Raw genomic sequence first — 23873 nt, forward strand, 5'->3', positions numbered from 1 at the left:
CGCTCCTCGGAGGGTTCCTTATGCCCCGCGTCATCAAGCATTTCTCCTCCATCCTTGTGCTCCTTGTCATCGCCGGGTGTGCCGCTTCGGGCGGCGGGTGCTCCGGCTGTGGAATGACCCCCCTCCCCGCCGGCTTCAAGCCCGCGGACCGCATCGAGAACGCCGGCTCGGCGCGGCTCACGCAGTCGGGCATCGAGTTCCTCGAGCAGAACCTGGGCGTGCTCGGGCGCGCGCTGCTCGGCGGCGGAGACAGCGGCGTGATCACCTTCTCCATCCCGAAGTCCTCGGGCTCCGTGGCCGCCGGCATCGTCGATTACACCCTCTGTCCCGGCGGGGCCGATCCGGCGGCGACCCCCCCGGCGTGCGTGGCCGAGATCGACGTGGGGCGCGCGGCGCTGCAGATCCAGCCCAAGACGCCGCACAACCTGGTCATCCGGGGGCCTCTGCCGGTGCGGATGCAGCGGCTGCCCCTCTTCCTCGACGGCGGCATCCTGGGCGAGAGCACCCAGTACGTCACCCTCAACGGCAACGACGCGTGCCCGCCCGACGAGCAGACCTTCACGAACATCGATGTCGAGGTCGACCTCTCGATCGAGATCGACGTGAACCCGCAGCACTCGAGGCAGGGCTACTCGCGCGTCAAGGTGAACCGGCTCTGGATCGACGAGGATCAGCTCGAATCGAGCCTGCACCTCGACTGCGGGGGCACGTGGGTGGGCGATGCCCTCGATTTCGTGAAGCCGATCCTCACGAGCTTCATGGGATCCATGTCCGACGCGCTGAAGGGCCAGCTCGACCAGCAGCTCTGTCAGAAGGCCGATCCGACGCTGGATCCGGCCTGCCCCGACGGCACGAACGATATCGGCGGGGTCTGCCGTTACGGCACGCACGCGACCGACGAGTGCGCCTCGATCCTGCTCGGCGTCGAGGGCCACCTCGACCTCGGCCAGCTGCTCGCGAGCATCTCCCCCGGCACCCAGGGCGGGTTCGACCTCCTGCTCGCCGGCGGCGGCATGGGCGAGCGCGACGACGGCTCGGATCTCGCGTGGGGCGACCTCAACCCCATCGGCAACGGGGTCACCCTCGGCCTCTACGGCGGCGCCGAGCCGCTGCCGACCTCGAAGTGTGTGCCGCTGTCGGACATCGAGCTGCCCGCGGGCATTCCGATTCCGGATGAGCTCGTCGCCAACACCATCTCCGGCTGGCCCGGCGACCTCCCCGGCCCGCACGTCGGTCTCGCGATCTCCGAGCGGTTCGCGAATTACGCCATGAACGGCCTCTACAACAGCGGACTGCTCTGCCTCGGGATTTCCACGGAGACGGTGCCTCTCCTCAACTCCGGCACGCTGGGGCTGCTCGCGGCGTCGGCCAAGGACCTCGCGCTCCAGCGCGAGTCGCAGCAGGTCGCGCTCGTCATCCGCCCGCAGGCGCCGCCGCGGGTCACCTTCGGCGACGGCACGGACGCCGTCGATGATCCGCTGATCCGCATCCAGCTCGAGCGGGCGAGCTTCGATTTCTACATCTGGTCCCTCGATCGCTTCATCCGGTTCATGACCGCGACGTTCGATCTCGATGTGCCCATGAACCTCGCGGTCACCCCCGAGGGGCTCACGCCGGTGATCGCGACGATCGGGGTCACGAACGGCGAGGTGACGAACAGCGCGCTCCTCCGGGAAAACCCCGGGTCGATCGCGGAGGCGCTGGGGAGCCTCCTCGGCAGCCAGGTCGGGCAGCTGATCGGCAGCGGCCTGCCGGCGATCGATCTCGACGGGCCGCTCGCGCCCCTCGGGCTCTCGCTGATCCTCCCGGAGTCGGCCGAGGGGGCGGGCTCCCCCGGCCTGCGGAAGCTCACGAAGGGCCAGGACAACTACCTCGGCATCTTCGCGTCGTTCGCCACGGCGGCGCAGCAGCGCTCGATGCAGAGCGAGACCCAGGCCGAGCTGAGCCGCAAGGAGGTGCGGGCCGAGGGGCTCCGCCTGCCGACGATGACCCGCGACAACGGGCCCACGGCGCGGCTCGTCATGAGCTCGCCGCTCGACGACGGCACCCGGGTCGTCGAGTACTCGTACCGCGTCGACAGCGGCGCGTGGCGCCCGTTCACGCGCGAGCGCATCGTCGACCTGCGCGACGACTGGCTGCGGCTCCCGGGGCGCCACCTGATCTCGGTGCGATCGCGCGTCGCGGGCGACCCGCTGTCGCTCGATCCCACGCCGGCGACCGTGGAGATGGTGGTCGACGTCGAACCGCCGGTCATCTCGGTCGGCGCGGCGGTCGACGGGTGGGCGCCGCTCGAGGTGCGCGACGGGGTGTCGGACGCCGAGCGCGCGAAGGTGCGCGTGCGGCTCGACGGCGGGCCGTGGTCGGCGTGGTCGACGGCGGCGGAGATGCGGTCGGTGGACGTCGGCGGCGCCGCCGACATCGAGGTCGAGGCCGTGGACGAGGAGGGGAACCTCGGCACGGCGCGGCAGCCGATCCTCCGCGGCCGCTTCCCGGTCGACCCGTCGGCCGGCTGCGGTTGCGTCGTGGCCGGCAGCCCGAGCGGCGGTCCGTCGGGCGGCCTCTGGCTCGGCCTCGCGGCCGCCGCGGCGATCGTGCGGCTCGCGCGGCGCGGCGGCGCCCGGCGCGCCGCCGCCCGCGGCGAGGCGCCCGCCCGCGGCGAGGCGCCCGCCCGCGGCGAGGCGCCCGCCCGCGGCGAGGCGCCGACGCGCGCGTCCCGGCGCCGTGCGCGCGGCGCGCTAGCCGCGGTCGCCGTCACCGCGCTCCTCGGCTCGCACGCGGGCTGCTCGTGCAGCGACGAGCCGGTCGTGGAGGACCAGAAATGCGTCGCGCCCGACTGCATGACGCTGGAGCACGGCCTCATCGGGGCCTACACCTCGGTCGCGGTCGCCAGCGACGAGCGCACCGTCTGGGTCGCCGGTTACGCGGAGGCCGACTGGCGCAACGCCTTCCAGTGGGGCGACCTCGTGGTCGGCACCTGGGACGGCGAGGCCGTCGCGTGGGAGGCGATCGACGGCGTGCCCGCCGAGCCTCCGGTCGACCCGACCCGGTTCGACGCGAGCGGGTTCCGCGGGGGCCAGACCGAACCGGGCGACGACGTCGGCCTCTGGACCTCGATCGCGATCGGCCCGGACGGCGAGCCGGCGGTCGCCTACTACGACCGGACCCACCGCGGGCTGAAGTTCGCGCAGAAGCAGGGCGACACGTGGGCCGTGAGCTCCGTGCAGCAGGCGCCGAACAGCGACATCGGCCGCTACGCGAAGCTCCTCTTCGTGAAGGGGCTGCCCGTCATCGCCTACCTCGCGATCGAGCCCGGCGAGGACGGCGCGGTCACGTCGAGCGTCCGGCTCGCGACCGGGGAGAGCGCCACGCCCGGGGAGGGCGCGTGGCGGTTCGAGGACGTGGCGACCGACGAGGCGACGCCGTGCCGCGAGTTCCTCTGCGGCGCGGGGACGAAGTGCGTCCGGTCCACGGGGCGCTGCGTGAAGCCGCTCGCGAGCGGCGACTGCGCGCCGGCGTGCGCCTCGGGAGAAGCGTGCATCGACGGCGACGGCTCGCCGGCGTGCGCCGAGATCTCCGACGGGAACCGGACCGAGACGTACCCCGAGGCGATCGGCGACTACATCGCGATGGCCCCGGACGACGCGGGCGGGTTCGGCCTGGCGTTCTACGATCGCATCCGCGGCGACGTGGTGATCGCGTCGCGATCGGCGGGGGCGTGGGAGACGCGGATCGTGGACGGCGCGGCGCCGGACGGGACCGACACGGGCGACGTCGGCATGGGCGCGTCGCTGTTCATCGATCGCGCCGGCGACTGGCACCTCGCCTACGCGGACGGCCGCTCGGAGGGGCTGCGGTACGCGCGGGTGAAGGGCGGCGAGGAGGTCGAGGCGCCCGAGGTGGCGGACGACGGGCTCGGGATCGAGGGCGTCCCCTTCGCGGACGGGCAGCACCTCGTCGGCGACGACGCGAGCGTGTTCGTGACGGCGGCCGGCGAGGTGCGCATCAGCTACCAGGACGCGACGAGCGGGACCCTGCGGCTCGCGATCGGGACGAAGAGCGGCGACGGCCACAGCTGGCTCGTGCAAGAGATCGAGCAGGAGGGGTTCGCGGGCGCCTTCTCCCGGATCATCGAGGTGGACGGGGAGCTGCTCATCGCGAACTGGTGGCGCGTCGGCGGCCAGACCACGAAGGGCGACGTGGCGCTCGTCGCCCCCTGAGCCCCCGCCAGGGCGCCGGGCCCCGGCCCGCGCGGGCGCGGGGCGCCGCGCGCATCTCCGGCGGGAGCACGCGGCCGGCGGATCGCCCTTGATCCGGCGATCCGCCGACTGGCTATGCTCCGGTCGGCGCGACAGGGCGCGGTGCGTCCTCTGCAAGGATGTGCAGGCACGGCGAAGCGCCACAGGAAAGGCTTGGACGATGAGAGCGACGGAACGGACGAGCAGCAAGGCGGTGAGCAACGCATCCCCTCCCCCCTCCGGCGGAGCGCAGGCCGAGATCGGCGCGCCGTCGCGGCGCGCCGCGCGCCGGCGGAGGCTCGGCATCCCCTTCCTGTGGACGCTCCCCGCCGCGTCGGCGGTCGTGGCGTTGCAGCTCGTCGGATGCTGGCCGCTGTCCTACTCCGAGGATTGCGAGGACGACGCCCGGTACTGCCCCCCCGCAGCGACCGGGACCGGCGGCAACGCGCCCGACCCGACGTGCGACCCGGATCCGACCCAGGACGCGAGCACGGTGACGGAGCGGTGCGCCGTGTTCGCGCGCGCGGACGCGGCGTCTGACGGCAACGGGACCAAGGCGCGGCCGTACGCGTCGCTCGCCGAGGCCATCGCGAACGCGAACGGCAAGCGGGTGCTGGCGTGCTCGAGCGGCGTGTTCGAGGAGAGCGTCACGGTCAAGGCGCCGGTCGAGGTGATCGGCGGCTTCGACTGCACCGCGGACTGGGCCTGGAGCGAGCAGGCGCGGAGCGCGATCGAGGGCTCCGCCGACGAGGTGGCGCTCACGCTCGCGGAGGACGCGGGCGGGGTGAAGGTCCAGGGCTTCACGATCCGCGCGGCCGACGCGACGAAGCCGGGCGGGTCGTCGATCGGCGTGGCGGTCGCGGGCATCGAGGCCGAGCTCGTGCGCGTCGACGTGATCGCGGGCGACGCGAGGGACGGCGCGTCGGGCGAGACGTCGGCGGCCGCGCAGAACGGAGCGAGCGCGCCGGCGGACGTGTCGCACGCGTGCGTCATCGCGGTCTACGGCGGCTTGCCGGGCAAGACGACGTGCGACGACGGCGAGACGAGCGGCGGCGTCGGCGGCCTGGGTGGAAAGCCCGAGGAAGACGAGGGGCGCGGGCAAAACGGCCAGACCGGCACGCCGCAGGTGGATCCCTCGACCGAGGACGGCATCGGCGGCGTCGGGCACGGGCAGCCAGGCGCGTCGATCGACTGCAGGAGCGGCGAACCCGGCGCGAGGGGCGCCACCGGCGGGGCTGGCACGGGCGGCAGCGACACCACGCTGCAGCTGGCCAGCATCGCCGGAGGCGACGGCGGCAAGGGCGTCAACGGGGCGCGCGGTCAAGGCGGCGGCGGCGGCGGCGGCGCGAAGGCGGGACAGTTCTGCTCGCTCGGCGGAGGGAGTTTCACCGATGGTGCGGGCGCCAGCGGCGGCGGCGGCGGGGCCGGCGGCTGCGGCGGCAGAGGAGGAGCCGGCGGCAAGGCCGGCGGATCGAGCATCGCGATCCTCAGCCTCGGGACGCAGCTGGCGCTGACCGACGTGACCGTCGCCGTCGGCAAGGCGGGCAACGGCGGCGCGGGCGGGGACGGAAGCCCCGGTGGCGCGGGCGGCACGGGGGCCGACGGCGGTAACCGCGTCACGGCGTCCGGCTCGATCGAGGGCTGCCCGGGTGGCAAGGGCGGGGCCGGCGGCGACGGCGGCCCCGGCGGCGGCGGTCGAGGTGGCCACGCGGTGGGCATCGCCTACAAGGTCACGCCGACCCCCGCGCCCGCCGAGGTGCCGTTCGACGGAGGCCCGGCCGGAGGCGGCGGTCGCTCCGGGTTCGGCGGCGGCGACAGCAACGCCGGCGCGCCCGGGGTGAGCGGCGCCTGCTGGGACTTCGCCACGAACACGAGCTGCGCGCCGCAGTGAGCCGCGCCGCAGTGGGCCGCGGCGCAGCGCCACCGTGCGCTCACGGCGACGCCACAGCGCGGCGCCGTCACGCGCTCATAGCGAGCCGCAGCGCGACGCCGTCACACGCTCACAGCGACGCCGCGCGGATCTCCGTGATCGCGGGGCCGCTCACGCGCGCGCGCTCGGCGGCCACCAGCTCCAGGAGCTCCTGCCGGGTCGCCTGGCCGCTCTCGAGCAGCTCGCGCATCGCGCCGTCCACGTACCCCTTCGCGCGCGCCAGGCGGGGAGCGCTCTCCCCGCCCTCCCGCGCGATCAGCATGTCGTGCAGCATCCGCCTGAGCCCCGCCATCGCCTCGGTCTTCGAGCGCATCGCCATCACCTCGCCCGATCGGCCTAGCGGAGGCGGCGCGATCCGGCCAAGTTTCAGGCGCGCGGCAGCCTGCTGAGCGCGGCGTCCGCGGCCGCGCGCTCGATCCCCGCGAGCGCGACCCCCGGGCCCTTCCGCGGGACGAGGACCACGCGGCAGCGGCCGCGGGCCGCCGTCTCCACGTGGGACAGCCCGAAGTCGAGCGCCGCGCCGAACGCGAACACGAGCGCGCCCATGCCGAGCAGCTCGGGGGAGCCCGCCCGCGCGCCGTCGACGAGCAGCGACACGCCGAGGTACGTCCCCAGCCCCAGCGCGACGAGCCCCGCATAGAGCCCGAGCCGCGGGTAGCGCACCTCGCGCGTCGCCCGCAGGAGCGACTCGACCGGGATGTACGTCTCCTGCTCGCGCAGCGTCCGGCCGAACAGCTCGGTCCGGCTCCGGACGGTCACGCCCCTCGCGCCGATCTCCACCGCGGCCGGCCGGCGGTACCGCAGGAGGAACCGCCCCGCGAGCCGGGCGGCGTGCATCGCCAGCAGGATCCCGGTCGCCGCCAGCAGCACGAGCGCCACCGGCCCGCGCGGCGGCGGCGACAGCTCGCCCGCGAGCCGCCCCGGCGCCCGGCCGTCGCCCTCCGCCCAGCCCTCGTCCCCGCTCGCCCCCGCGCCGCCCTGCGCGGCGTCGCCGACCGCGGCCGACGCGCCCGGCGCGCAGCTCGGCCGCCGGCCGGGCGACGCCGCGTCGCGCAGCAGCGACCGCACGATCGGGTCGCGCACCTCGTCCACCAGCGCCGCGGCCTCGGCGCGCGCGTCCGGCGAGGCGCTCCCCCGCAGCGCGGCCGCGGCGATGATCGCGCCCGCCCGGCCGAGCTGCGGCAGCGCGCCCTGGTCGGCGCGCCGCACCAGGGCGGCGACCGCCCGCCAGAGCCCCGCGGCGCGCTCGCCCAGCGCGGCGTCCAGGGCCGTCAGCGCGTCGACCGAGGTGTACGTCGCCAGCCAGACGAGCGCCTCGGCCACGCGCCCCTCCGCGTCCGGCCCCTCGGGCGGCGAGAGGGCGACCCCGCGGGCGAGCAGCGTGGCGAGGAGCACCCGGGTCGCGCTCCCCGCGCCCTCGCTGGTGCCGCGCTCGAGCGCCCGGATCACGTTGCCGAACCGGGTCTCCGCGTCGGCGGCCGACAGGCCCGCGCGGTCCACGAGCTCCGCGAGGCCGCCCTCCAGGGTGGTCCGCCGCTCGTCCGCGGCGGCGAAGGCCGCCGTGTGGACGACCCGCGCGAGGTCGTCGCCATGGGGGTGTCCGGCAAGCTCATCGAGCACGGCGTGCGGAGAGTGATCGGGCGTCATCGGCGCGGGCTGGTCGGATTAACTGAACGCCGCCCCTTTGGCTAGTGTTCCGAGCGGCCCCGGAGGGTCTCCGCGCCCCCCGAGGCGCGCGCGGCCGTCCTTTGCCCCGCGCGCCGCCCCTTCCCCGCCCGCGGCGCTGCCCGGCGCGTCGCCGCTTCCGCGCCGCGCGCTACTTCCTCCTCCGCGCGGCGGCCTGCTCCCGCAGCGCCTGCTCCACGAAGCCCATGATCAGCTTGAGCTGCCGGTTCGTGACGTGGAGCTTCGACCAGATGACCTTCCCGTCGGTGTTGAAGGTGACCTCGTCCACCACGTCGATGCGCGTGATCCCCAGGTTGATGGTCCGGATCGCGTTCAAGGTCCTCGTGAGCTCCTGCGCGTGAGCCAGCGCATCTTCAGCGGATTCGTCGCCCGCCGTGAGGGTCAGGTCGGCGCCCCCGTCCTTGGTCGGCGTGACCGTGAGCCGCATCCACGCGATGCTCTTCGGGAGCGCCTGGACCCCGCGGAAGGCGTTCGCCGGCGTGAGCAGGGAGATGACGATGCCCGCCGCGGACGATTTGTTGAAGCCTTTCATAGACTTCAACTTGGACAGTTGAGCTTCTTCTTCAGCGGGAAGGACCACGAGCAGCCGCCGGTCCGGGACCAGCGCGAAGATGCGCTCGCTGCGGTCGGCGGTGGCCCGGGCGGCGGGGACGGGGGCGTCGTCGATCCACGAGCCGTTGGAGCGCCGGACGACGACGTCGACCGCCGCGCGCATGGCCTCCTCGGGCGCCCGGTAGTCCATGACGGCGACGACCTTGCTGGAGTCGCGCAGCTGCGGCCCGGCGATGAGGAGGTGGTCGATGTCCCGGATCGGGTCGACGGCGGTGTCCTGGAAGAAGGACTGCCACTGGGGGATGGTCGTCAGGATCCGGCCGAACCACTCGCCGAGCTCGTGGCTGCGCAGCCGGTCGCCGGCGATGAGCACCTGCACGTTCGGGTCCTTCGACGCGAGCTTGCCCGGCGCGCCCGCGGCGCTCAGCGGGGTGCGGAGGTTCGGGTGATCGCTGTCGTCGCCCGCGCCCCCGTCCCCGGCCGCGTCCGGGCCCGCGTCGCCCGGCGGCCGGCGGCGCGGCGGCGGCGCGCCGGCGTCCGGCGCCTCGGGCGCGGCGCTGGCCGACGCCGCGGGAGGAGGCGTCGCGGGCGGCGGCGTCGCGGGCGGCGGCGTCGCGGGCGCGGCGGCGCCCTCACCGCCGGGCGTCGCCGCGCCGCCGGTCGCGGAGGGCGCCGCCGCGACCGCGCTGGGATCGTCCGCGAGCAGATCGAGGTCGATCGGGACGATGGTCTCGCCGGCGTCGTAGTCGGTCAGCTCGCCCCGCAGCGCGAACATCGCCTCGAGCCACGAGAACAGCGGGGTCGGCAGGAGGGGCAGGTGCAGGAGCAGCGCGACGGCCGCCGCGGTCGCCAGCGCGCGCCGCGAGGCGGCGCGGACGAGCGGGATGACCCCGGCGCCCAGGCCCGCACGCCGGGCCGAAGTCGTGTTGTTCGAGCCACGCCCCGGGGTCCGTTCCGCCACGGCGGTACCCTAGCAGCCGCCGTCCGAACGGCACTCGCACCGCGGACGGCGCGCGGGCCGCGCGTGCGCCCCACGTCGGGGCTGCGTGGCATGTCGTTCGCTCCGGCGACGCTCATGCGATGCCGCCTGCCCCGGCGCCCGCCGCGGCGAACCCGAGGGACGCGCGCTCGCAGAGAAGTGGATCGACACGTGAGTGACCAGGTACTAAGACCGCCGAGCCGACCCGACCCTACGGGTCGATCAAACGACCGCGAGGACCGGGATGGCCGGTCCTCGCCCAACGCTGTGGATGCGATGAACCGCTCTCAGGCGCCCCGCCCCCGCGGGCAGAACGACCCCGCACGATCGCACGGCAGCGGCAACGTCCGCACCGGCGGCGCGCGGAAGCCGCAACCCGCGCCGGACGCCGGCCGCTCCGCGGGCGGCGCCGCGCGCTCCTCGCTCGTCTCCAGCGCGCTCGGGTTCATCGCCGCGGCGGCCTTCGCCGGCACCGCCGCGTGGGCGAGCGGCTGCCAGGGCGAGGCGCCCCCCGGCCCCTCCACCGAGGGCAAGTCGCCGCCCGAGCGGACGTCGTCGCTCCCCCGCCCGTCGCCCACCTCGTCGGCGCGCGCGATCGCGTCGGCCGACGCCCCCAAGGAGGCGCCGAGCGCCGCGCCCTCGGCGGCCCCGGAGCCGCCCGCGCCCGACAAGCCCTACACGGGTCCGCTGCTCGGCTCGATCGTGCCGCAGGCGGCGGTCTACCCGACGATGGAGTTCTCGAAGCAGCGGCTCGGCTACATCCGGCTCGGCAGCAAGGTGCCGGTCGATCCGAAGCCGATCAAGGGCGGCAGCTGCGCCAAGGGCTGGTACCGCCTCCTCGACGGCGGCTACGTCTGCGGGAGGTCGGCCACGACCGACCTGTCGAACCCGCAGGTGCGCCTCGGCATCACGGCGCCGAACCTCGACGACGTCCTCCCGTACAAGTACGCGTTCAACACGACGCACGGCACGCCGCTCTACCGCTCCGTCCCCTCGAAGGACGAGATGGCGCGCTACGAGCCGTACCTCGAGTCGTCGAAGCGCAAGAAGAAGGAAGAGGAGCGGCAGCGCGCCGAGGAGCTCTACGAGGAGACCGAGAAGGAGGTCGCCGCCGCGGCGGCGGCCGCCGCCGCGCGCCCCTCGGCGAGCCCCCCCGAGCCGGGCGCGACCCCGGTGGCCGCCGTCGCCACGCAGGCGTCCGCGGCGGAGGACAAGGCGGCGGCCGTCGCCGCGGCCGCGTCGCTCGGCATCATGGCCCCGGCGCCGGTCGAGGAGGAGCCCGAGAAGCCCTGGTGGGAGAACGTCGACGAGAACGGCAGGCCGCGCAACGTCACGCTCGCCGATCTCGACAAGGACTCCGACGCGACGGTCGCGAAGCGGATGGTGAAGGGCTTCTTCGTCGCGGTCGACAAGACCTTCGGGTGGAACGGCCGCAGCTGGTACAAGACGACCGCGGGGCTCGTCGCGCCGAGCGACCGCATGTACATCATCAAGCCGCCGTCCTCGCAGGGCATCGACTTCCCCGAGGGCGCGAAGTCGGTCGGCTTCATCCTCGCGAAGACGGCGAGCAAGTACCAGTTCGACGCCGAGATGAAGTCCGTCTCCGTGGCCGGCTCGCTCGAGCGCTTCGCCGCGTTCGGCCTCACGGGCGAGGTCCACAAGCACAAGTCGGTCGTCTACCGGAAGACCACCGAGGGCTGGTGGATGAAGGGCGCCGACGGGACGTACACCGAGCTCGGCGCCCCGCCGCAGGACCTCGCGCCGGGCGAGAAGTGGATCGACGTGAACCTGTCGCGCAAGACGCTGGTCGCCGTCGAGGGCGACAGGCCCGTCTTCGCGGCGCTCGTCTCCCCCGGCAGGCGCTCGAAGGACAAGAAGAAGGACCACCCGACGCTGACAGGGGTGTTCCGCATCCGCGAGAAGCACATCGCGACCACGATGGACGGCGACGGGACGGTCGCGGGCGATCTGCCGTACAGCATCGAGGACGTGCCGTTCGTCGCGTACTACGACGGGTCGTACGCGCTCCACGGCGCCTTCTGGCACTCCAACTTCGGCCGGGAGATGAGCCACGGCTGCGTGAACCTCTCGCCGCTCGACGCGAAGAAGGTGTTCTTCTGGAGCGAGCCCAGGCTGCCCCGCGGCTGGCACGGGGTGTGGGCCACGCCCGAGAACCGCGGGACGATCATCTCCATCCACGAGTGAGCGCGTCGCGATCGAGCTCGACCCCGGAGGCAGGGCGCCGCCGGCCGCTCCCGCGGGCGCCTGGCCGGCCGCCGAGCTCGGCGCTGGAAATCCGGGCAGGTCGTGCTCGGAACAGCTTGAACGGTCGCTTTGACAGGGCTCCCTCTTGACTCTGGAGCCCCCTTCGCACACTTGTGGAGCCGCCATGGACCAGTTCTCGGCGCACCTCGATCGCGGGTGGGATCTTGTCCAGCGCGGGGATACGCGCGGAGCAGAGGCGTCGGCCCGGCGGGCGCTCGAGCTCGATCCGAACTCGCCGGAAGCTCACAACCTGCTCGGCTTCGTCGCCGCCCTGGAGGGCGAGGGCGAGGAGGCCATCGAGGCATATCGCCAGGCGATCGCCCTCGACGACACCTACCTGGAGGCGATGCTCAACGCCGCCGAGGTGTACATCCACCCGCTCGGCGATTTCGACCAGGCGATCGAGATGTGCGACCAGGCGCTCGACCTGGCCGAGGTCGACGAGGAGATCATCGACGCGCTCCTCCTCAAGTTCGACGCGCTGCTCGGCAAGGGCGATCTCGACGAGGCCGCGCAGGTCGCCGCCAGGATCCCCGACGGCCCGTACGACAACCCGAACCACACGTTCCTCGTGGGCCGCGCCTTCTACGAGATCGGCCAGGCCGACAAGGCCGCCGCGCTCATCGAGGAGGCGGCGCTCAAGGACCCGCGGCACGCCGAGGCCCACTACTACCTCGGGCTCATCCGCGACGAGCGGGGCGACGTCCGCGGGGCGACGCAGGCGTTCCTGCGCTCGCGCGAGCTCGACGTCGAGCTCGGCATGCCCCCCTGGGCGCCGAGCCGCGACGGCTTCATGACGCTCGCGCAGAAGACGATCGCCGCGCTCAACCCCGTGCTCCGTCGGTACGTCGAGGGCGCGGAGCTCTACATCTCCGACGTGCCCGGGATGGAGCTCGTGGCCGAGGGGGTCGATCCGCGCGCGCTGGTGCTCCTCGACGGCCTCAACGCCGACGAGCGCGAGCGGGGCCTGCGCGGCAGCGCCGAGGTCCACCCGTGCGCGCGGGTCTTCGTCTACGCCCTCAACGTCGCGCGGCTCGCGGGCAGCATCGAGGCGCTCGACCGCGAGATCAACCTCGCGCTCGAGCGCGAGATCACCGCGACGTTCCTCGAAGCCGAGCAGAGCGAGCGGACCGAGAAAGAGCTCAATTGACGCGCGCGGTCGCCGCGGTCGTCAGCCGACGCCCGCGCGCGTGATCGCCGCGATCGGCGCCTGCGGGCGCGCCGAGCCGTTGCCGCTCGGCGCGGAGGCTCGCGCGGCGCGGGCGCGCGCGGCGCCTACTTCCACTTGACGGCGATCACCTCGGTGCTGATGCCGGGCGAGGAGCGGATGACCACGGAGCTCATCAGCCGGTGCACGGCGCCGAGCCCGACGCCGAGGCTCTGGCCGGGCATCCTCGGCGCGAGCCGCGCAGAGCTCGACGAGGACGGGCTGCGATCGCTCTTCGGCCCCACCTCCTCCAGGATCGCGAGCTTCGGGTCGATGCCGGGGCCGGAGTCGCGCACGATCACCTCGACGCCCCAGCGGCCGCTGCCCGCGAGGGCGTCCTCGCGGATCGCGCGGATGCTGATGCTGCCGCCGCCGCCGTGGCGCACGGCGTTCGACACGAGCTCGGCGATGGCGATCGCGAGCTCGTGCTGCGCGCGCTCCGAGAGCCCAGCCCAGCGCGCGATCTGCGCGCCCTCGGCCGCGCAGGCGAAGCGATCTTCCTCGCGCGTGACGGGGATGGTGAAGACGGGCGGGCTGCGCTGCGTCACGAAGAAACCCTGTCGCGGAGCACCGCGACCACGCACGTCGCGTCGTCGAACGACTTCTTGTGGGCCTCGACGATGCGGCGCGCCATCTCCTCCGGATCGAGGTCGCGGAACGCGCCGAGATCGAAGCCGCTGGAGATGCCGTCCGAGTGCAGGAGGACGACATCGCCCGGCGCCACGGGGAATCGAAAGCTGCGGAGCCGCCGCACGCGGCGCCCGAGGATCCCGGCGGAGCAGAAGATCGGCATCGCCGTGCGCGTGATCGCCTTCATCGCGATGTTGCCGACGCCCGAGAACTCGAGCTCGCCGGCGGCCTCGTCGATGCGCAGGAGCGCGGCGGCCGCCCCGCGCGTCGACGCGAGCTGCTCCCCTGCCCCGGTCAGCAGATCCTCGAGCGGCATCGACGCGTGGTCCTCCACGTAGCGACAGAAGGCGGAGGCCGCCTGCGCTGCGTGGGGACCGTGGCCGAGCCCGTCCGCGAGGCCGATCAGCGCCCAGGAGGACTGCCGGACCACCACCACCTCGTCGCCGGCGACCTCCTCGCCGGCCGCGACGCAGCACGCGGTCCCGATCGCAATTGTCATCCGAGGTACTTCCTGACCGTCACGGTCGTCCCCGCGCCGGGCGCCGTCTTGACATCGAACGCATCCATGAGCGCCTTCGTGCCGCGGAGCCCCGCGCCCATGCCGTGGCGCGAGCGGTACTTGCCGCTCAGGATCTCCTGCAGGTTCGAGATCCCGGGCCCGTGATCCTGCGCGATGATCTCGATCGCGCGCATCGGCGAGGTGAGCGAGCGGACGATGATCTGCCCGTTGCCCGCGTACCTCACGATGTTGCGCCCGAGCTCGGAGATCGCCGTGACGATCTTCGTCTGCAGGACGTCGCTGACGAGGTGCTCGATGCAGAGCTCGCGGCCAGCAGACCGCGCGCGCAGCACGTCTTCCTCGTTGCGCACGTCGATGGTGATCTCGCGCGGCGCGGGGGCGGCGTGATCGAGCTCGCCGAGCTCGGTGATGCACCGATCGAGCTGCGCCTGATCGCGCACGAACAGCTTCACCCCGCGCTTGACCTCGACGAGCAGGCGCCTGAGATCGCCCTCGCGCGCGTAGAGCGGGTCGACCTTCGCCTGCCGAATGCCGCAGTCGATGACGCTCTTCCTCACCGCGGGCGAGAGGAACTGCGCCAGCACCGTCTCGATCTGATCCGTGATCGAGCGGCCGACGATCTGCGGAGACGACGGCACAGGGCCTCGCGCCGATTGCGGCGAGCTCGGCATGCGCGTCGACACCGGTCCACCGGACCGGCTCGACGGCGGCCCCGTGGCGCCGCCGCTGGAGGGCGGTCCGTCACGAGGAGGGATCTTCATGCGTCACCTCGTTCGTGAGCTCGGGCGGCATCAGGTCGTCCTCCGCGGACGGCGCGAGCATCTCGACGGCGCGCTCCAGGTTGAGCGCCGTCACGACGCCAGGGATCTCCAGATCCATCTCGACCAGGGCGATCGCGACCGCGGGGCGCAGGCCGCACACCGCCGTCCGGACGCCCATCAGCCGGGCCGTGAGCGCGATGTCACGGATGGCGCGGGTGAGATAGCTGTCGAGAATCTCGACACCGGAGAGGTCGACGATGAGGCCGCGGGGCGAGCGCGATTCGATCGACCCCGTCACGTCGTCGCGCAGCTGCTCGACCTGCCCGTCGGTTAGCCCGCCCTGCACCGAGACGATTAAATTCCCGAAGAGGCCCACGATGGGGACCCTACCCGCTTGCATCAAGTGGACGTCTCCTTCCTCGCGCTGAGCTGCAGCTGTGACGTGGTCATGGGACCGCTGCCCGACGGATCGAACGCGGCCCCGTGGCCGCCAGGGGTGAAAGGCTGTCCCGCCGGCTTCTCGTCGCCCTTGGCCGCGCCGCGGCGGCCGCCCATGAGGGACGAGAGCGTCGGCTTCTGGCCGGCGAGCGCCAGGCTCTCGCGCAGCGCGTGCTTGAGGTTGCGCGCGGCGCGCACGGAGCCGAGGTTGATGCCGAGCTCCACCATCGTCTGCGCGACCGCGGGCCTGACCCCGGTGATGCGGCACCGCGCGCCGAGCAGCTCGACCGCCTTCATCAGCTTCATGAAATGGTCGGCCGTCCGCGTGTCGATCACCTCGACGCCCGTCACGTCGATGATGACGTAGCGCGACTGGCGACGGACGATCTCGTCGAGCAGCCGCTCCATGATCTGCGCGCTCCTCCGCGAGTCGACGACGCCGATGATCGGCAGCGCGAGGACGTCGTCCCAGAGCTCGAGGATCGGCGTCGAGATCTCGTCGATGGCGTAGCGGAGCCGCTCGACGAGCTCGCTCTTGGCGCTCTCGCTCTCGACCAGGTCGCGGTTCTTCGCCTCGAGATCCTCGATGAGGCGCTTCTTCTCGGTCGCGTCGCGGAAGACGGCGACGGCGCCGGAGATCGAGCCGTCCTTGCCCCGCATGGGGCTCGCGCTGACCGTCAGGAACAGCCCCGCCGCCTGGCCGGGATCGAGCCGCGCGTCGGCGAACATCGGCGGCAAGCGGACCGAGCGCGGCTCGCCGTCGTCCGCCTGCGGCCCCGAAGCGGGGGCGAGGGTCGCCATGGCGTTGCCCGGCGCGGCCTGCGGCAGGCGCGCGTGCCGCGCGTCCTGCTCCGCGGGCTTCCTCACGAAGAGCTCGACCTGATCGACCGTCTCGCCGCGCAGGGCGCGCACGAGCGGGTGCTCGGACGCGGGCCAGGGCGTCGCCTGGTCGGGGAAGAACAGCGTGGCCTCGCCGGGCCCCGGCTCGCCGTTCGCCGCGACGTCGAGGGACGCGCGGCCGAGCATGTGCTCCGCGGCCGGGTTGCGCATCAGGAGCTCGCCCTCGTGGTCCACGACGGCGACGCCGTCGGCCATGCTGTCGAGCACCAGCTTGAAGATGCCCGCTTGCCGCCGCAGCTCGTCCTCCGAGCGGGCCAGCTGCTCGCCGCGCTCGCGCGCCTCGCGCCTCGCCTGGTCGAGCTCCGCGGCCTGCTCCTTCGCCGCGCGCTCGCGCGCCTCGATCTGCTGCTCGAGCGTCGCGACGCGCTCCGTGAGCCTCGCAATCTCTTGCCGCAGAGCTTCTTCGCTCATCGCGAATTCTCCGTCGTGAGCCCGCGCTCGCCGTGCAGCGCGTCCCTCCGATGCGCGGCGCGGCGAGCCGCGTCGCAGGCTCGCCCGACGTCTGCGCGCCGGGAGCAGGAGACGCGCAGGCCGGACGAGGCGGAAGCGGAGGGCGCCTGGCGCTCCGTCGTCCTGTCCGTCCTTTGCACGCTCGTGACGCTCATGTCTTCTCCTCGCAGGGTGCCCTCTCCCGAACGGGGACCGTGTCCAGCACCAGTCGAGAAACACAGCTTATCGCCAACCGGGCAACCCACCGTCAAGCTTCGCGTCGGCGGTGCGTGTCGCTTGTGGCGACGGCATCCGCAGTCGCCCAGACGAGGTAGCCCGTGCCCATACAACCTCGCTGTGCCCTGCGTCACGACGGACGCCGCCTGCCGCGCCGCAGCGCGGTCGAGCCCGGCCGCCGACGACCGGCGGCTCCCCTCCTCGGAGGTGTGGATGAGAGGCGCGAGCGCACGTGGGCTCCTCGCGTGGGGGGCTCTGCGGCGGTGCGCGCGGGAGCGGGCGGGCGGCTCAGTCGCCGAGGCTCTGGCGCTCGCGGGCGCGCCGCCGCTTGGTCTTGCGCTTCGAGTCGGCCGAGCGCTGCGGGGCAGGCCCGCTCTCGCCCGCGGTCGGCGCGCCGGCGTCCAGCCAGCGCCACAGCGCCATCTGGTCGGCCGTCGCCCCGTGGCGGATGGCGCGCTTCAAGATCTTCTTCGCGAGCACCAGCTTGCCGCACCGGGCGAGCGCGTGGGCGTAGCTCGCGGCGATGTCGGCCTCGCCCGTCTGCGCCTCGGTGGCTTGCGCCAGGAGCGGCAAGGCGTCGTGGGGACGGTTCAGGGCGACGTCGTAGAGGTGGCCCAGGTTGTGGGCGTACCACGGGTTGTCGGGCGCGATGGCCAGGGCGCGCTCATAGGCGCGCGCGGCGTAGCGGTAGTTGCCGAGCAGCGACTGCGCGAGGCCGAGCACCGCCCACGCGCCGTCGTCCTCCGCGTGGAACTGCAGCACGCGGCGCGCGAAGAGCGCGGCGCGCCACGGGTCGTGCTCGACGCCCATCTCCGCGAGGTGGCGGTGCGCATAGAGCCACGGCTCGCTGCCGGGCGCCGTCGCGCGGGCCAGACGCGCGAGCAGCGGGAGAACCCTGTCCGCGTCGAGCTTGTCAGCGAGCGCTCGATCGATGTCCCGTCGAAGCCGGTCGATATCCTCCGCTCCACTTCGCGCCATCCCTTCCGTGATACGACCAGTGGGCGAGCTTGGCTAGCGCGTTGCGCGCGGGGAGGCGCCGCCTGGACGGCGTCGCACGCGAGCGCCCACCGACGTACGCTGGCGGGCGGTGTCTGGCACGCGCGGCGGCAGCGCGAAACGCCAGCGCGGAGCCCGGTCCGCCGCCTCGCCGCGACGGACCGGCGCGCCCCGCGTTCAGGCGTCTTCCGTCACCTCTTCAGCGCTTGACGTGCGCTCCCGAGCCTGCTCCGCGCGCGCCTCCTTGCCCGCGATCGTCGCGCCGTTCAGCGCCGCCACGACCCGCGCGAGCTCGGCCTTCGGGACGCTGACGAACGCGTTGCGCTCGCGCACGCGGATGCGCCGGATGTCGCCCTTGGCCATCCCGGCCCGCTCGATGAGCGCGCGCTGGAAATCGGCCGCGCGCGCGCCGTCGCGGCGGCCGAGGTTGATGAAGACCTCGACGAACTCGCTGTCCGCCTCGTCGCGCGAGGGCTCGGCGCGCGGCGACTCGCCGGGCTCGCCGCTCTCGATCTCGACCGCGGGCTCGCCGAGGAGCGCTGGCGAAGCGCCGCTCGCGCGCTCGCCGCCGCGTGACGCGGGCGAGCCGGGCGGCGGGGACGGCGGCTCGCCGAGGATCGGCTCGTCGTCGCCCTCCTCCTCCGGCGGCTGCCACATGGTGAAGTCGGCGTGGCGGGAGAACGGCTGGCCCTGCGCGCCGCCGCGGCCGGGCGCGGCGGCGACGCCGGCCGCGGCGGGGCCGCGGCGCGCCGACAGCAGCGTCGCTGTGCCCGGCCGATCGCGCAGGCGCTCCGCCGGGCCGCGGCCGGGCGCGCCCTCGCCGCGCGGCGGCTCGATCCGCATCAGCGGCTCCGGCCGCGTGAGCGGCTCGACCGAGACGGGCCCCTCCTCGCGCGCCCGCGCCACCTCCGGCCGGCGCGGCTCGAGCCGCGCGTCGTCCCCGGCCGGCGCGTCCGCGCCGCGGGGCCCGCGCCGCCCCTCGTCCCGCCGCAGGCGCAGCGACCGGCGATCCCGGTCCCGCCCGCGGTCCCGATCGCCCTCGCGCGCGACCTCGCGCTCGCTGCTGCGCTCCGTCTCCGGCGAGCGCGGATCGACCGAGTCGGCCGCGCGCGGGATCGCGCCCTGCGACGCGCGCTCGCCCCGCGCGCTCGCGGCGCGCGCCGCGGGCTCGGGCCGGGTCGAGGGCTCGGCGCCCTCGCGCGCCGCCGCGCGCGGCTGCTGGGCGCGCCGCGCGGCGCTCGCCTCCTCCTGCGCCGTGGGCCGCGCGCCGAGGTGATCGCGCAGGAGGCCCGCCACGATCGCCTCGGCCTGGTCGTGCGTGAGCAGCCGGCGCGCGAGCGAGAGGTCGTCCGGGTGCGTGCCCTTCGGCAGGAACGCCTCGGCGAGCATCGCGACGAGGTCGGCCTCGGCGCGCGTCTTGAGCTCGCCCTCCGTGGGCAGCTGCTTCTCGAGCGGCCGGATCTTGTACGTCAGCCGGAGGATGTAGAGCGGCCCGACGTCCTGCGGCGTGATCAGCGCGATCGCCGTGCCGGTGCGCCCCGCGCGGCCGGTGCGGCCGGTGCGGTGCACGTACGCCTCGGCGTCCTGCGGGAAGTCGTAGTTGATGACGTGCGTGAGGTGCGAGATGTCGATGCCGCGGGCCGCCACGTCGGTGGCGACGAGGAAGCGCAGGCGCCCCTCGCGCGTCGCGCTCATCACCTTCTCGCGATCGGACTGCGGCAGATCGCCGTTCAGCCAGTCGGCGTCGTAGCCCTGGCGCTTCAGCGCCGCGGCGACCGTCTCCGTCTCGTCCTTGGTGTTGCAGAAGACGACCGCGTTCTCCGGATTCTCGACTTCGAGGATGCGGATCAGCGACGTCAGCTTGTCGCCCGTGATGAGGTAGACGTAGTGCTGGATCTGGAGCGCGCCGACCGCGTCGCCGGAGAGGGTGATGAACTCGGGCGAGCGCAGCTTGCTGCGCGCGATGCGCTCGATGTCGGGCGGGAGCGTCGCCGAGAACAGCAGCGTCTGCCGCTCCGGCGGCAGCTCGGCGAGGATCGCGGTGAGCTCGCGCTCGAAGCCCATCGAGAGCATCTCGTCGCACTCGTCGAGCACCAGCAGCCGGATGTGCTTGGCGACGATCGTCCCGCGGCGCAGGTGGTCGAGCACGCGGCCCGGCGTGCCGACGATGACCTGCGCGCCGGCGGCGAGCGCGTCGATCTGCCGCTGCATCGGCGCGCCGCCGTACACGGCGACCACCTTGACGCCCTTGCGCTTGCCGAGGCGCTCGACCTCGGCGGAGACCTGGAGCGCGAGCTCTCGCGTCGGGCAGAGCGCGAGCACCTGCGCCTGCGCGAGCGAGCGCTTCACGGCGTGGTCGACGATCGGGAGCCCGAAGGCCGCCGTCTTGCCGGTGCCGGTGCGCGCCTGCACGACCGCGTCGCGCCCGCGCGTGACCGGCTCCCAGACGGCGAGCTGCACCGGCGTCGGGTGGACGTAGCCAATCTCCGCGAGCGTCTCGCGCAGCTCGGACGACAGGGGCAGCACATCAAAGGTGGGCAGCGGCTGGGGCTTTTCGCCGGTCTGCGCTTCACCCGCCACTGCGGCAGGGGGAGAAGGAACGGTCATATCGGTCATATCGTCCTGCGTGATCGCCGCGTCGGGGTATTATCTCGGGGACACGGGCCCAAGCTGGCCATCGACGATCGCCCGGACCCTGCGCCGTAGCGGAGCCAGATCGCCTGCCTCGCGCCGCGCTGCGTGCTCCTCCGCATAGCGGAGCCGCTCGATGGCGTCGAGAGCGCGCTCGTTCTCGGCGGAGCCCCGGCACGAGGCGGCGACTCCGTCCCGGTAGCCCCACGCCGGAGCGAGCGTGCTCCGGAACCGGGCGAGGGCGGCGTCCTCCCCGTCGGTCCCCGGGGCGGCCTCCCTGGCCCGCTCGACGGCCCGGACGAGCGCCAGGAGGCCCTCCTCGCAGCTCCCGTAGGGCGACGGCGCGGCCGGCAGGAAGAAGACCTGCCGGATCACCTGGAGGGTGCACGAGACGATGATGAGCGCGGCGAAGCTGTAGTAGGCGACCAGGGCGATGCGCCGGCCGCGGGCGCGAGGCCCGCCGGGGCGCCGCCGCCCGCCGGGCGATCGCGCCTCGGTCCCTGGCACGGCCGGGGCGGGGGCGATGGGCGCGGGAGCTTGGGCGGGCATGAGAGCAGCGATTCCTTGGGCGGGATGGGGTGCGCGGGCGCCGGCGCGGCGATGGCCGGCGGCCGCTCCTCGTCTCAATTCGTTGTGGTTCGCTGGCCGGGGAGCCTTGTCGCCGGGCCCGGCCACCGCTGGTCGGGCTCCGCTTCCGCGGTCCCTTCCGTGCGCGCCAGTGCTATCACCTCGCCGCGGGCGCGACGAGATGCTGTTGGACCGGAGGGGCAGCGCGAGGTGACCGAGACGACCGCGCCGCGCCGCGCCGCCCGCCGCCCCGCCGCGGCGCTCGCCGCGCTGGCCCTCGTCCTCGGCCCGCCGCGGGCCGCGCCGGCCCAGCCGCTCAAGGACAACGCGTACACCATCGACCTCTTCCAGGGGCCGATCCTGGCGCCGCTGCGCGTGACCGGGATCGCCGGCGCGTACGCCGCCTACGCCGAGGGGATCGCCGGCATGGTGGCCAACGCCGCCGCGCCCGCGGTCCGGGAGCCCTTCAGCGTCAAATGGCTCGAGTGGGACGTCGCCGCGTCGATCTCGCTGCCCATCGAGCTCTTCGGGGACATCGACTTCGACAACAACGACTTCGACAATAGCGGCGACCTCGACCTCGACTACTCGAACTTCGTGTACCTGACCCTCGGCGGCCAGCTCCAGGCGGGCGATCTCGGCCTCGGGGTCAACGCCGAGCTGCAGCGGTACTCGCTCGTGGACGACCGCGGCGCCGAGACCACGGTCGTGACCGGCAAGTACCACTTCCTCGGCGGAGCCCGCCTGCTCGGCGACGCGGTCGTGCTGGGCGCCGGCGCCCGCGCCGTGACGCTCGGCCTCGGCGCGGAGCAGACCGACCTCACGATCGCGGGCATCTCCCCGGAGCTCGGGGTGCTCGTCCGCCCCGACTGGGCGTCCTACCGGGTCGGCGCGACGTTCCGCTTCCCGGTGAACGGCGGCCGGCTGCTCGGCGAGGGGGTGGTCACGGACGGGAACGTCCGCCGCGCCGGCGGGCTGATCCTGCCGAACGAGGTCGTCCTCCCCTGGGAGCTCGAGCTCGGGCTCGCCGTGCAGGTGGGGCCGCGCCCCCTGAACCCGGCGTGGATCAACCCGCGCGATCAAGAGCGGGAGCTCCGCGCGGCGATCGCGCGCAGGCGGGCCGAGCGGGAGGCGCGGCGGGAGCGCGCGCTCGCCGGGATCGCGGACCCGGAGGAGCGCGCCCGGCGGGCGCGGATCTTCGCGCTGGAGGGCGCGCGCGAGCGCGAGGCCGACGAGCGCGAGCTCGCCGCCGGGCCGGACCTGCTCGAGAAGGAGCGGCGCGCCCGCTACTGGAACTGGCCGCGCGAGCACCTGCTCATCACCGCGGAGCTCCTCGTCACGGGCGCGGTGTCGAACGGGGTGAGCCTCGAGCATTTCCTGGCGCAGAACCTGCCGGAGCGGGCCGACGACGACTCGGCGGTGGGCGCGTCGGGCGCGCACGTGAGCTTCTCGCCGCGGTTCGGGATCGAGACGGAGCCGATCCCGGGCCGCGTGCACACGCGGTTCGGGAGCTACTACGAGCCGAACCGCTCCGGCCACCTCGGGAGCGGGAGCGTGGGGCGGCAGCACTTCACCTTCGGCGCGGACATCCGCGTGCTGACGACGACCTTCTGGGGGCTGATCTCCGAGGCCGCCTACACGCTGCAGGCGTCGATGGACATCGCGCCTCGCTACGAGAGCGTGAGCGCCGGCATCGGCGTGTGGCACTGAGCGCCGCGGCTCACGCCGACAGCGCGCGGCGGCGGTGCTCGGCGAGGAGCACGCGCAGGTGGCTCATCCGGGCGGGGTCGCGCCTGCCGAACTCGTCGAGCGCCGCGGCGACCGCGACCGGCGCGCCGCCGCGCGGCTCCTTGCCGAGCGCCCGCGCCGCCAGCGCGAGCGCGCGCGGGCGCAGCACCTCGTCGATGCAGAGCCGCACGGGGGGCGGCCGCCACGCGGCGTCGCGGTAGCCCCCGGGCGGCGGGGGCTCCGCGGCCGACGCGAGGCCGTCCGCCTTGGCCTGCATGGCCGAGAGGATCTCGCGCTCGATCGCGCTGCCCTCCTCGCGGTCGCCGGCGCGCTCGATCGTGAAGATCGCGTGGGGCGCGCCGCGCCGCGCGGCGCCGAGCCAGTCCTTGCGCCAGCGCACCGCCGTGGCCCGGCTGATGACCGCCTCGCCGCGCGCGACGAGGCCCGTGAAGGCGCTGAGCATCAGCACCTCGAACGGCGAGAACGCCTCGTGGCCCTGCGCGCCGACGAGGCGCGAGAGGTTCGCGGCCACGACCGGGAGCCCCGCGTCGATCGCGTCCGAGGAGCAGAAGAGCGTCGAGCCCGCGCTCGTGGGGCGGAAGCCCGTCAGGCTCACGCCCTCGCCGGCGCCGTACCACCCGAAGAGCGTGCTCACGGTGCCCCAGCGGGCGCCGTCGGCGGAGCAGTACGACCACGTGGTGCCCCAGAGCTCGAAGAGCGAGCGCACGATCCACCGCGCGAGCCTCACGCCGAGCCACAGGATCGCGGCGAAGAGCGCCGCGGAGGCGAGGGAGCTGTCCGCGGACTCGGCGAGGCCGGTCAGGAGCAGCGCGTAGAGCGCCGAGTACGCGAGCAAGAGGCCGCTCGTGATCGCGCTCAGGAACAGCTCGATCCTCGGCGACGCGCCGCGCTGCTCGGAGCGTCGCCACACGGCGCGATGAGGGGGCTCGCCGCAGCGGGCGCAGGGGTCGGCGGCGCCGCATCGCCGTCGCTTTCCGCAGCCGAGGCAGATGTCGTTCGGGGGCAACCGGCTTGGCATCGGTGATCCAGAATAGTGGCGCATCCGCGCTCCGCCGCCATGCCTTGGGCCGCCGCGCGGCCGCTCGCCCACGGTTTCGCACACGCGCGCAGGCCGAGACCGCGCGCCTGTCCGCTTCGGGCTTGTCGTCGCGCGCCGGACAG

At 74.2% G+C, this 23873-nt stretch carries 17 protein-coding genes; 5 read left to right on the top strand and 12 right to left on the bottom strand.

The genetic code is table 11. The features are described from left to right. Positions 1-20 precede the first annotated feature (20 nt). Both WMF26_RS21560 and WMF26_RS21565 read left to right on the top strand, forming a co-directional pair. Positions 21-4217 (top strand): hypothetical protein, encoded by a 4197-nt coding sequence (locus WMF26_RS21560; protein WP_438001870.1) that lies wholly within the window; start codon positions 21-23, stop codon positions 4215-4217. 199 nt (positions 4218-4416) lie between these two features. Further along, positions 4417-6126 carry a hypothetical protein gene (locus tag WMF26_RS21565; RefSeq protein ID WP_438001871.1) on the top strand — a complete coding sequence of 570 codons (1710 nt, stop codon included), beginning with the start codon at positions 4417-4419 and terminating at the stop codon, positions 6124-6126. 109 nt (positions 6127-6235) lie between these two features. On the opposite strand, the gene WMF26_RS21570 is transcribed toward WMF26_RS21565, so the two are convergent. The 3 genes from WMF26_RS21570 to WMF26_RS21580 form a co-directional block, all read right to left on the bottom strand. Beyond that, complete coding sequence (locus WMF26_RS21570) at positions 6236-6478, bottom strand: hypothetical protein (RefSeq protein WP_236644703.1); 243 nt, start codon at positions 6476-6478, stop codon at positions 6236-6238. Positions 6479-6531: 53 nt separating this feature from the next. Further along, a complete protein-coding gene (locus WMF26_RS21575; RefSeq protein WP_438001872.1) occupies positions 6532-7812 on the bottom strand; it encodes a hypothetical protein in 1281 nt (426 codons plus the stop codon). A 169-nt stretch (positions 7813-7981) separates the two neighbouring features. Then, complete coding sequence (locus WMF26_RS21580) at positions 7982-9364, bottom strand: hypothetical protein (RefSeq protein WP_438001873.1); 1383 nt, start codon at positions 9362-9364, stop codon at positions 7982-7984. 294 nt (positions 9365-9658) lie between these two features. On the opposite strand from WMF26_RS21580, the gene WMF26_RS21585 reads away from it, so the two are divergent. Together WMF26_RS21585 and WMF26_RS21590 are read left to right on the top strand one after the other, a co-directional pair. Beyond that, positions 9659-11587, top strand: a complete 1929-nt coding sequence (locus WMF26_RS21585) for a L,D-transpeptidase (RefSeq protein WP_437948063.1) — start codon at positions 9659-9661, stop codon at positions 11585-11587. Positions 11588-11771: 184 nt separating this feature from the next. Beyond that, the gene (locus WMF26_RS21590; RefSeq protein WP_020736297.1) at positions 11772-12797 is read left to right on the top strand and encodes a tetratricopeptide repeat protein; all 1026 of its coding nucleotides are present in this window, start codon (positions 11772-11774) and stop codon (positions 12795-12797) included. A gap of 125 nt (positions 12798-12922) precedes the next feature. Here the strand turns inward: WMF26_RS21590 and WMF26_RS21595 are convergent, their stop codons facing one another. From WMF26_RS21595 to WMF26_RS21630, 8 genes are all read right to left on the bottom strand, one after another. Further along, positions 12923-13402 (bottom strand): ATP-binding protein, encoded by a 480-nt coding sequence (locus WMF26_RS21595; RefSeq protein WP_438001874.1) that lies wholly within the window; start codon positions 13400-13402, stop codon positions 12923-12925. Beyond that, positions 13399-13983: a SpoIIE family protein phosphatase gene (locus WMF26_RS21600; protein WP_438001875.1), complete on the bottom strand. Its 585-nt coding sequence runs from the start codon at positions 13981-13983 to the stop codon at positions 13399-13401. Before WMF26_RS21600 ends, WMF26_RS21595 begins: the two co-directional genes overlap by 4 nt. Next, positions 13980-14765 (bottom strand): anti-sigma regulatory factor, encoded by a 786-nt coding sequence (locus WMF26_RS21605; RefSeq protein WP_437321228.1) that lies wholly within the window; start codon positions 14763-14765, stop codon positions 13980-13982. The genes WMF26_RS21600 and WMF26_RS21605 overlap by 4 nt, the downstream gene beginning before the upstream one ends. Then, positions 14746-15141 (bottom strand): STAS domain-containing protein, encoded by a 396-nt coding sequence (locus WMF26_RS21610; RefSeq protein WP_020736301.1) that lies wholly within the window; start codon positions 15139-15141, stop codon positions 14746-14748. Before WMF26_RS21610 ends, WMF26_RS21605 begins: the two co-directional genes overlap by 20 nt. Positions 15142-15164: 23 nt before the next feature. Continuing rightward, positions 15165-16514 carry an STAS domain-containing protein gene (locus WMF26_RS21615; RefSeq protein ID WP_437948065.1) on the bottom strand — a complete coding sequence of 450 codons (1350 nt, stop codon included), beginning with the start codon at positions 16512-16514 and terminating at the stop codon, positions 15165-15167. A gap of 543 nt (positions 16515-17057) precedes the next feature. Then, entirely contained in the window at positions 17058-17747 is a 690-nt protein-coding gene (locus WMF26_RS21620; RefSeq protein ID WP_061628160.1) for a tetratricopeptide repeat protein, read from the bottom strand. Positions 17748-17942: 195 nt separating this feature from the next. Beyond that, positions 17943-20372: a DEAD/DEAH box helicase gene (locus WMF26_RS21625; protein WP_438001876.1), complete on the bottom strand. Its 2430-nt coding sequence runs from the start codon at positions 20370-20372 to the stop codon at positions 17943-17945. 39 nt (positions 20373-20411) lie between these two features. Then, positions 20412-20945, bottom strand: coding sequence for a hypothetical protein (locus tag WMF26_RS21630; protein ID WP_061621702.1), 534 nt, complete (start codon positions 20943-20945; stop codon positions 20412-20414). A 228-nt stretch (positions 20946-21173) separates the two neighbouring features. Between WMF26_RS21630 and WMF26_RS21635 the strand changes: the two genes are divergently transcribed. Next, on the top strand, positions 21174-22673 hold the full coding sequence (locus tag WMF26_RS21635; RefSeq protein WP_438001877.1) for a hypothetical protein: 1500 nt from the start codon (positions 21174-21176) through the stop codon (positions 22671-22673). Between the two features lie 10 nt (positions 22674-22683). Here WMF26_RS21635 and WMF26_RS21640 read toward each other — a convergent pair whose 3' ends face one another. Continuing rightward, positions 22684-23622, bottom strand: coding sequence for a hypothetical protein (locus tag WMF26_RS21640; RefSeq protein ID WP_438001878.1), 939 nt, complete (start codon positions 23620-23622; stop codon positions 22684-22686). Positions 23623-23873: the final 251 nt, after the last annotated feature.

It is taken from the genome of Sorangium sp. So ce185, from assembly GCF_051526825.1.
Taxonomy (GTDB): domain Bacteria; phylum Myxococcota_A; class Polyangia; order Polyangiales; family Polyangiaceae; genus Sorangium; species Sorangium cellulosum_D.

What these genes read in the sequence shown, in the direction of transcription:
- WMF26_RS21605 (WP_437321228.1), bottom strand. Translation starts at nt 14,765, where the DNA reads ATGAAGATCCCTCCTCGTGACGGACCGCCCTCCAGCGGCGGCGCCACG.
- WMF26_RS21615 (WP_437948065.1), bottom strand. Translation starts at nt 16,514, where the DNA reads ATGAGCGAAGAAGCTCTGCGGCAAGAGATTGCGAGGCTCACGGAGCGC.
- WMF26_RS21630 (WP_061621702.1), bottom strand. Translation starts at nt 20,945, where the DNA reads ATGCCCGCCCAAGCTCCCGCGCCCATCGCCCCCGCCCCGGCCGTGCCA.
- WMF26_RS21575 (WP_438001872.1), bottom strand. Translation starts at nt 7,812, where the DNA reads ATGACGCCCGATCACTCTCCGCACGCCGTGCTCGATGAGCTTGCCGGA.
- WMF26_RS21620 (WP_061628160.1), bottom strand. Translation starts at nt 17,747, where the DNA reads ATGGCGCGAAGTGGAGCGGAGGATATCGACCGGCTTCGACGGGACATC.
- WMF26_RS21565 (WP_438001871.1), top strand. Translation starts at nt 4,417, where the DNA reads ATGAGAGCGACGGAACGGACGAGCAGCAAGGCGGTGAGCAACGCATCC.
- WMF26_RS21590 (WP_020736297.1), top strand. Translation starts at nt 11,772, where the DNA reads ATGGACCAGTTCTCGGCGCACCTCGATCGCGGGTGGGATCTTGTCCAG.
- WMF26_RS21560 (WP_438001870.1), top strand. Translation starts at nt 21, where the DNA reads ATGCCCCGCGTCATCAAGCATTTCTCCTCCATCCTTGTGCTCCTTGTC.
- WMF26_RS21600 (WP_438001875.1), bottom strand. Translation starts at nt 13,983, where the DNA reads ATGACAATTGCGATCGGGACCGCGTGCTGCGTCGCGGCCGGCGAGGAG.
- WMF26_RS21625 (WP_438001876.1), bottom strand. Translation starts at nt 20,372, where the DNA reads ATGACCGTTCCTTCTCCCCCTGCCGCAGTGGCGGGTGAAGCGCAGACC.
- WMF26_RS21570 (WP_236644703.1), bottom strand. Translation starts at nt 6,478, where the DNA reads ATGCGCTCGAAGACCGAGGCGATGGCGGGGCTCAGGCGGATGCTGCAC.
- WMF26_RS21585 (WP_437948063.1), top strand. Translation starts at nt 9,659, where the DNA reads ATGAACCGCTCTCAGGCGCCCCGCCCCCGCGGGCAGAACGACCCCGCA.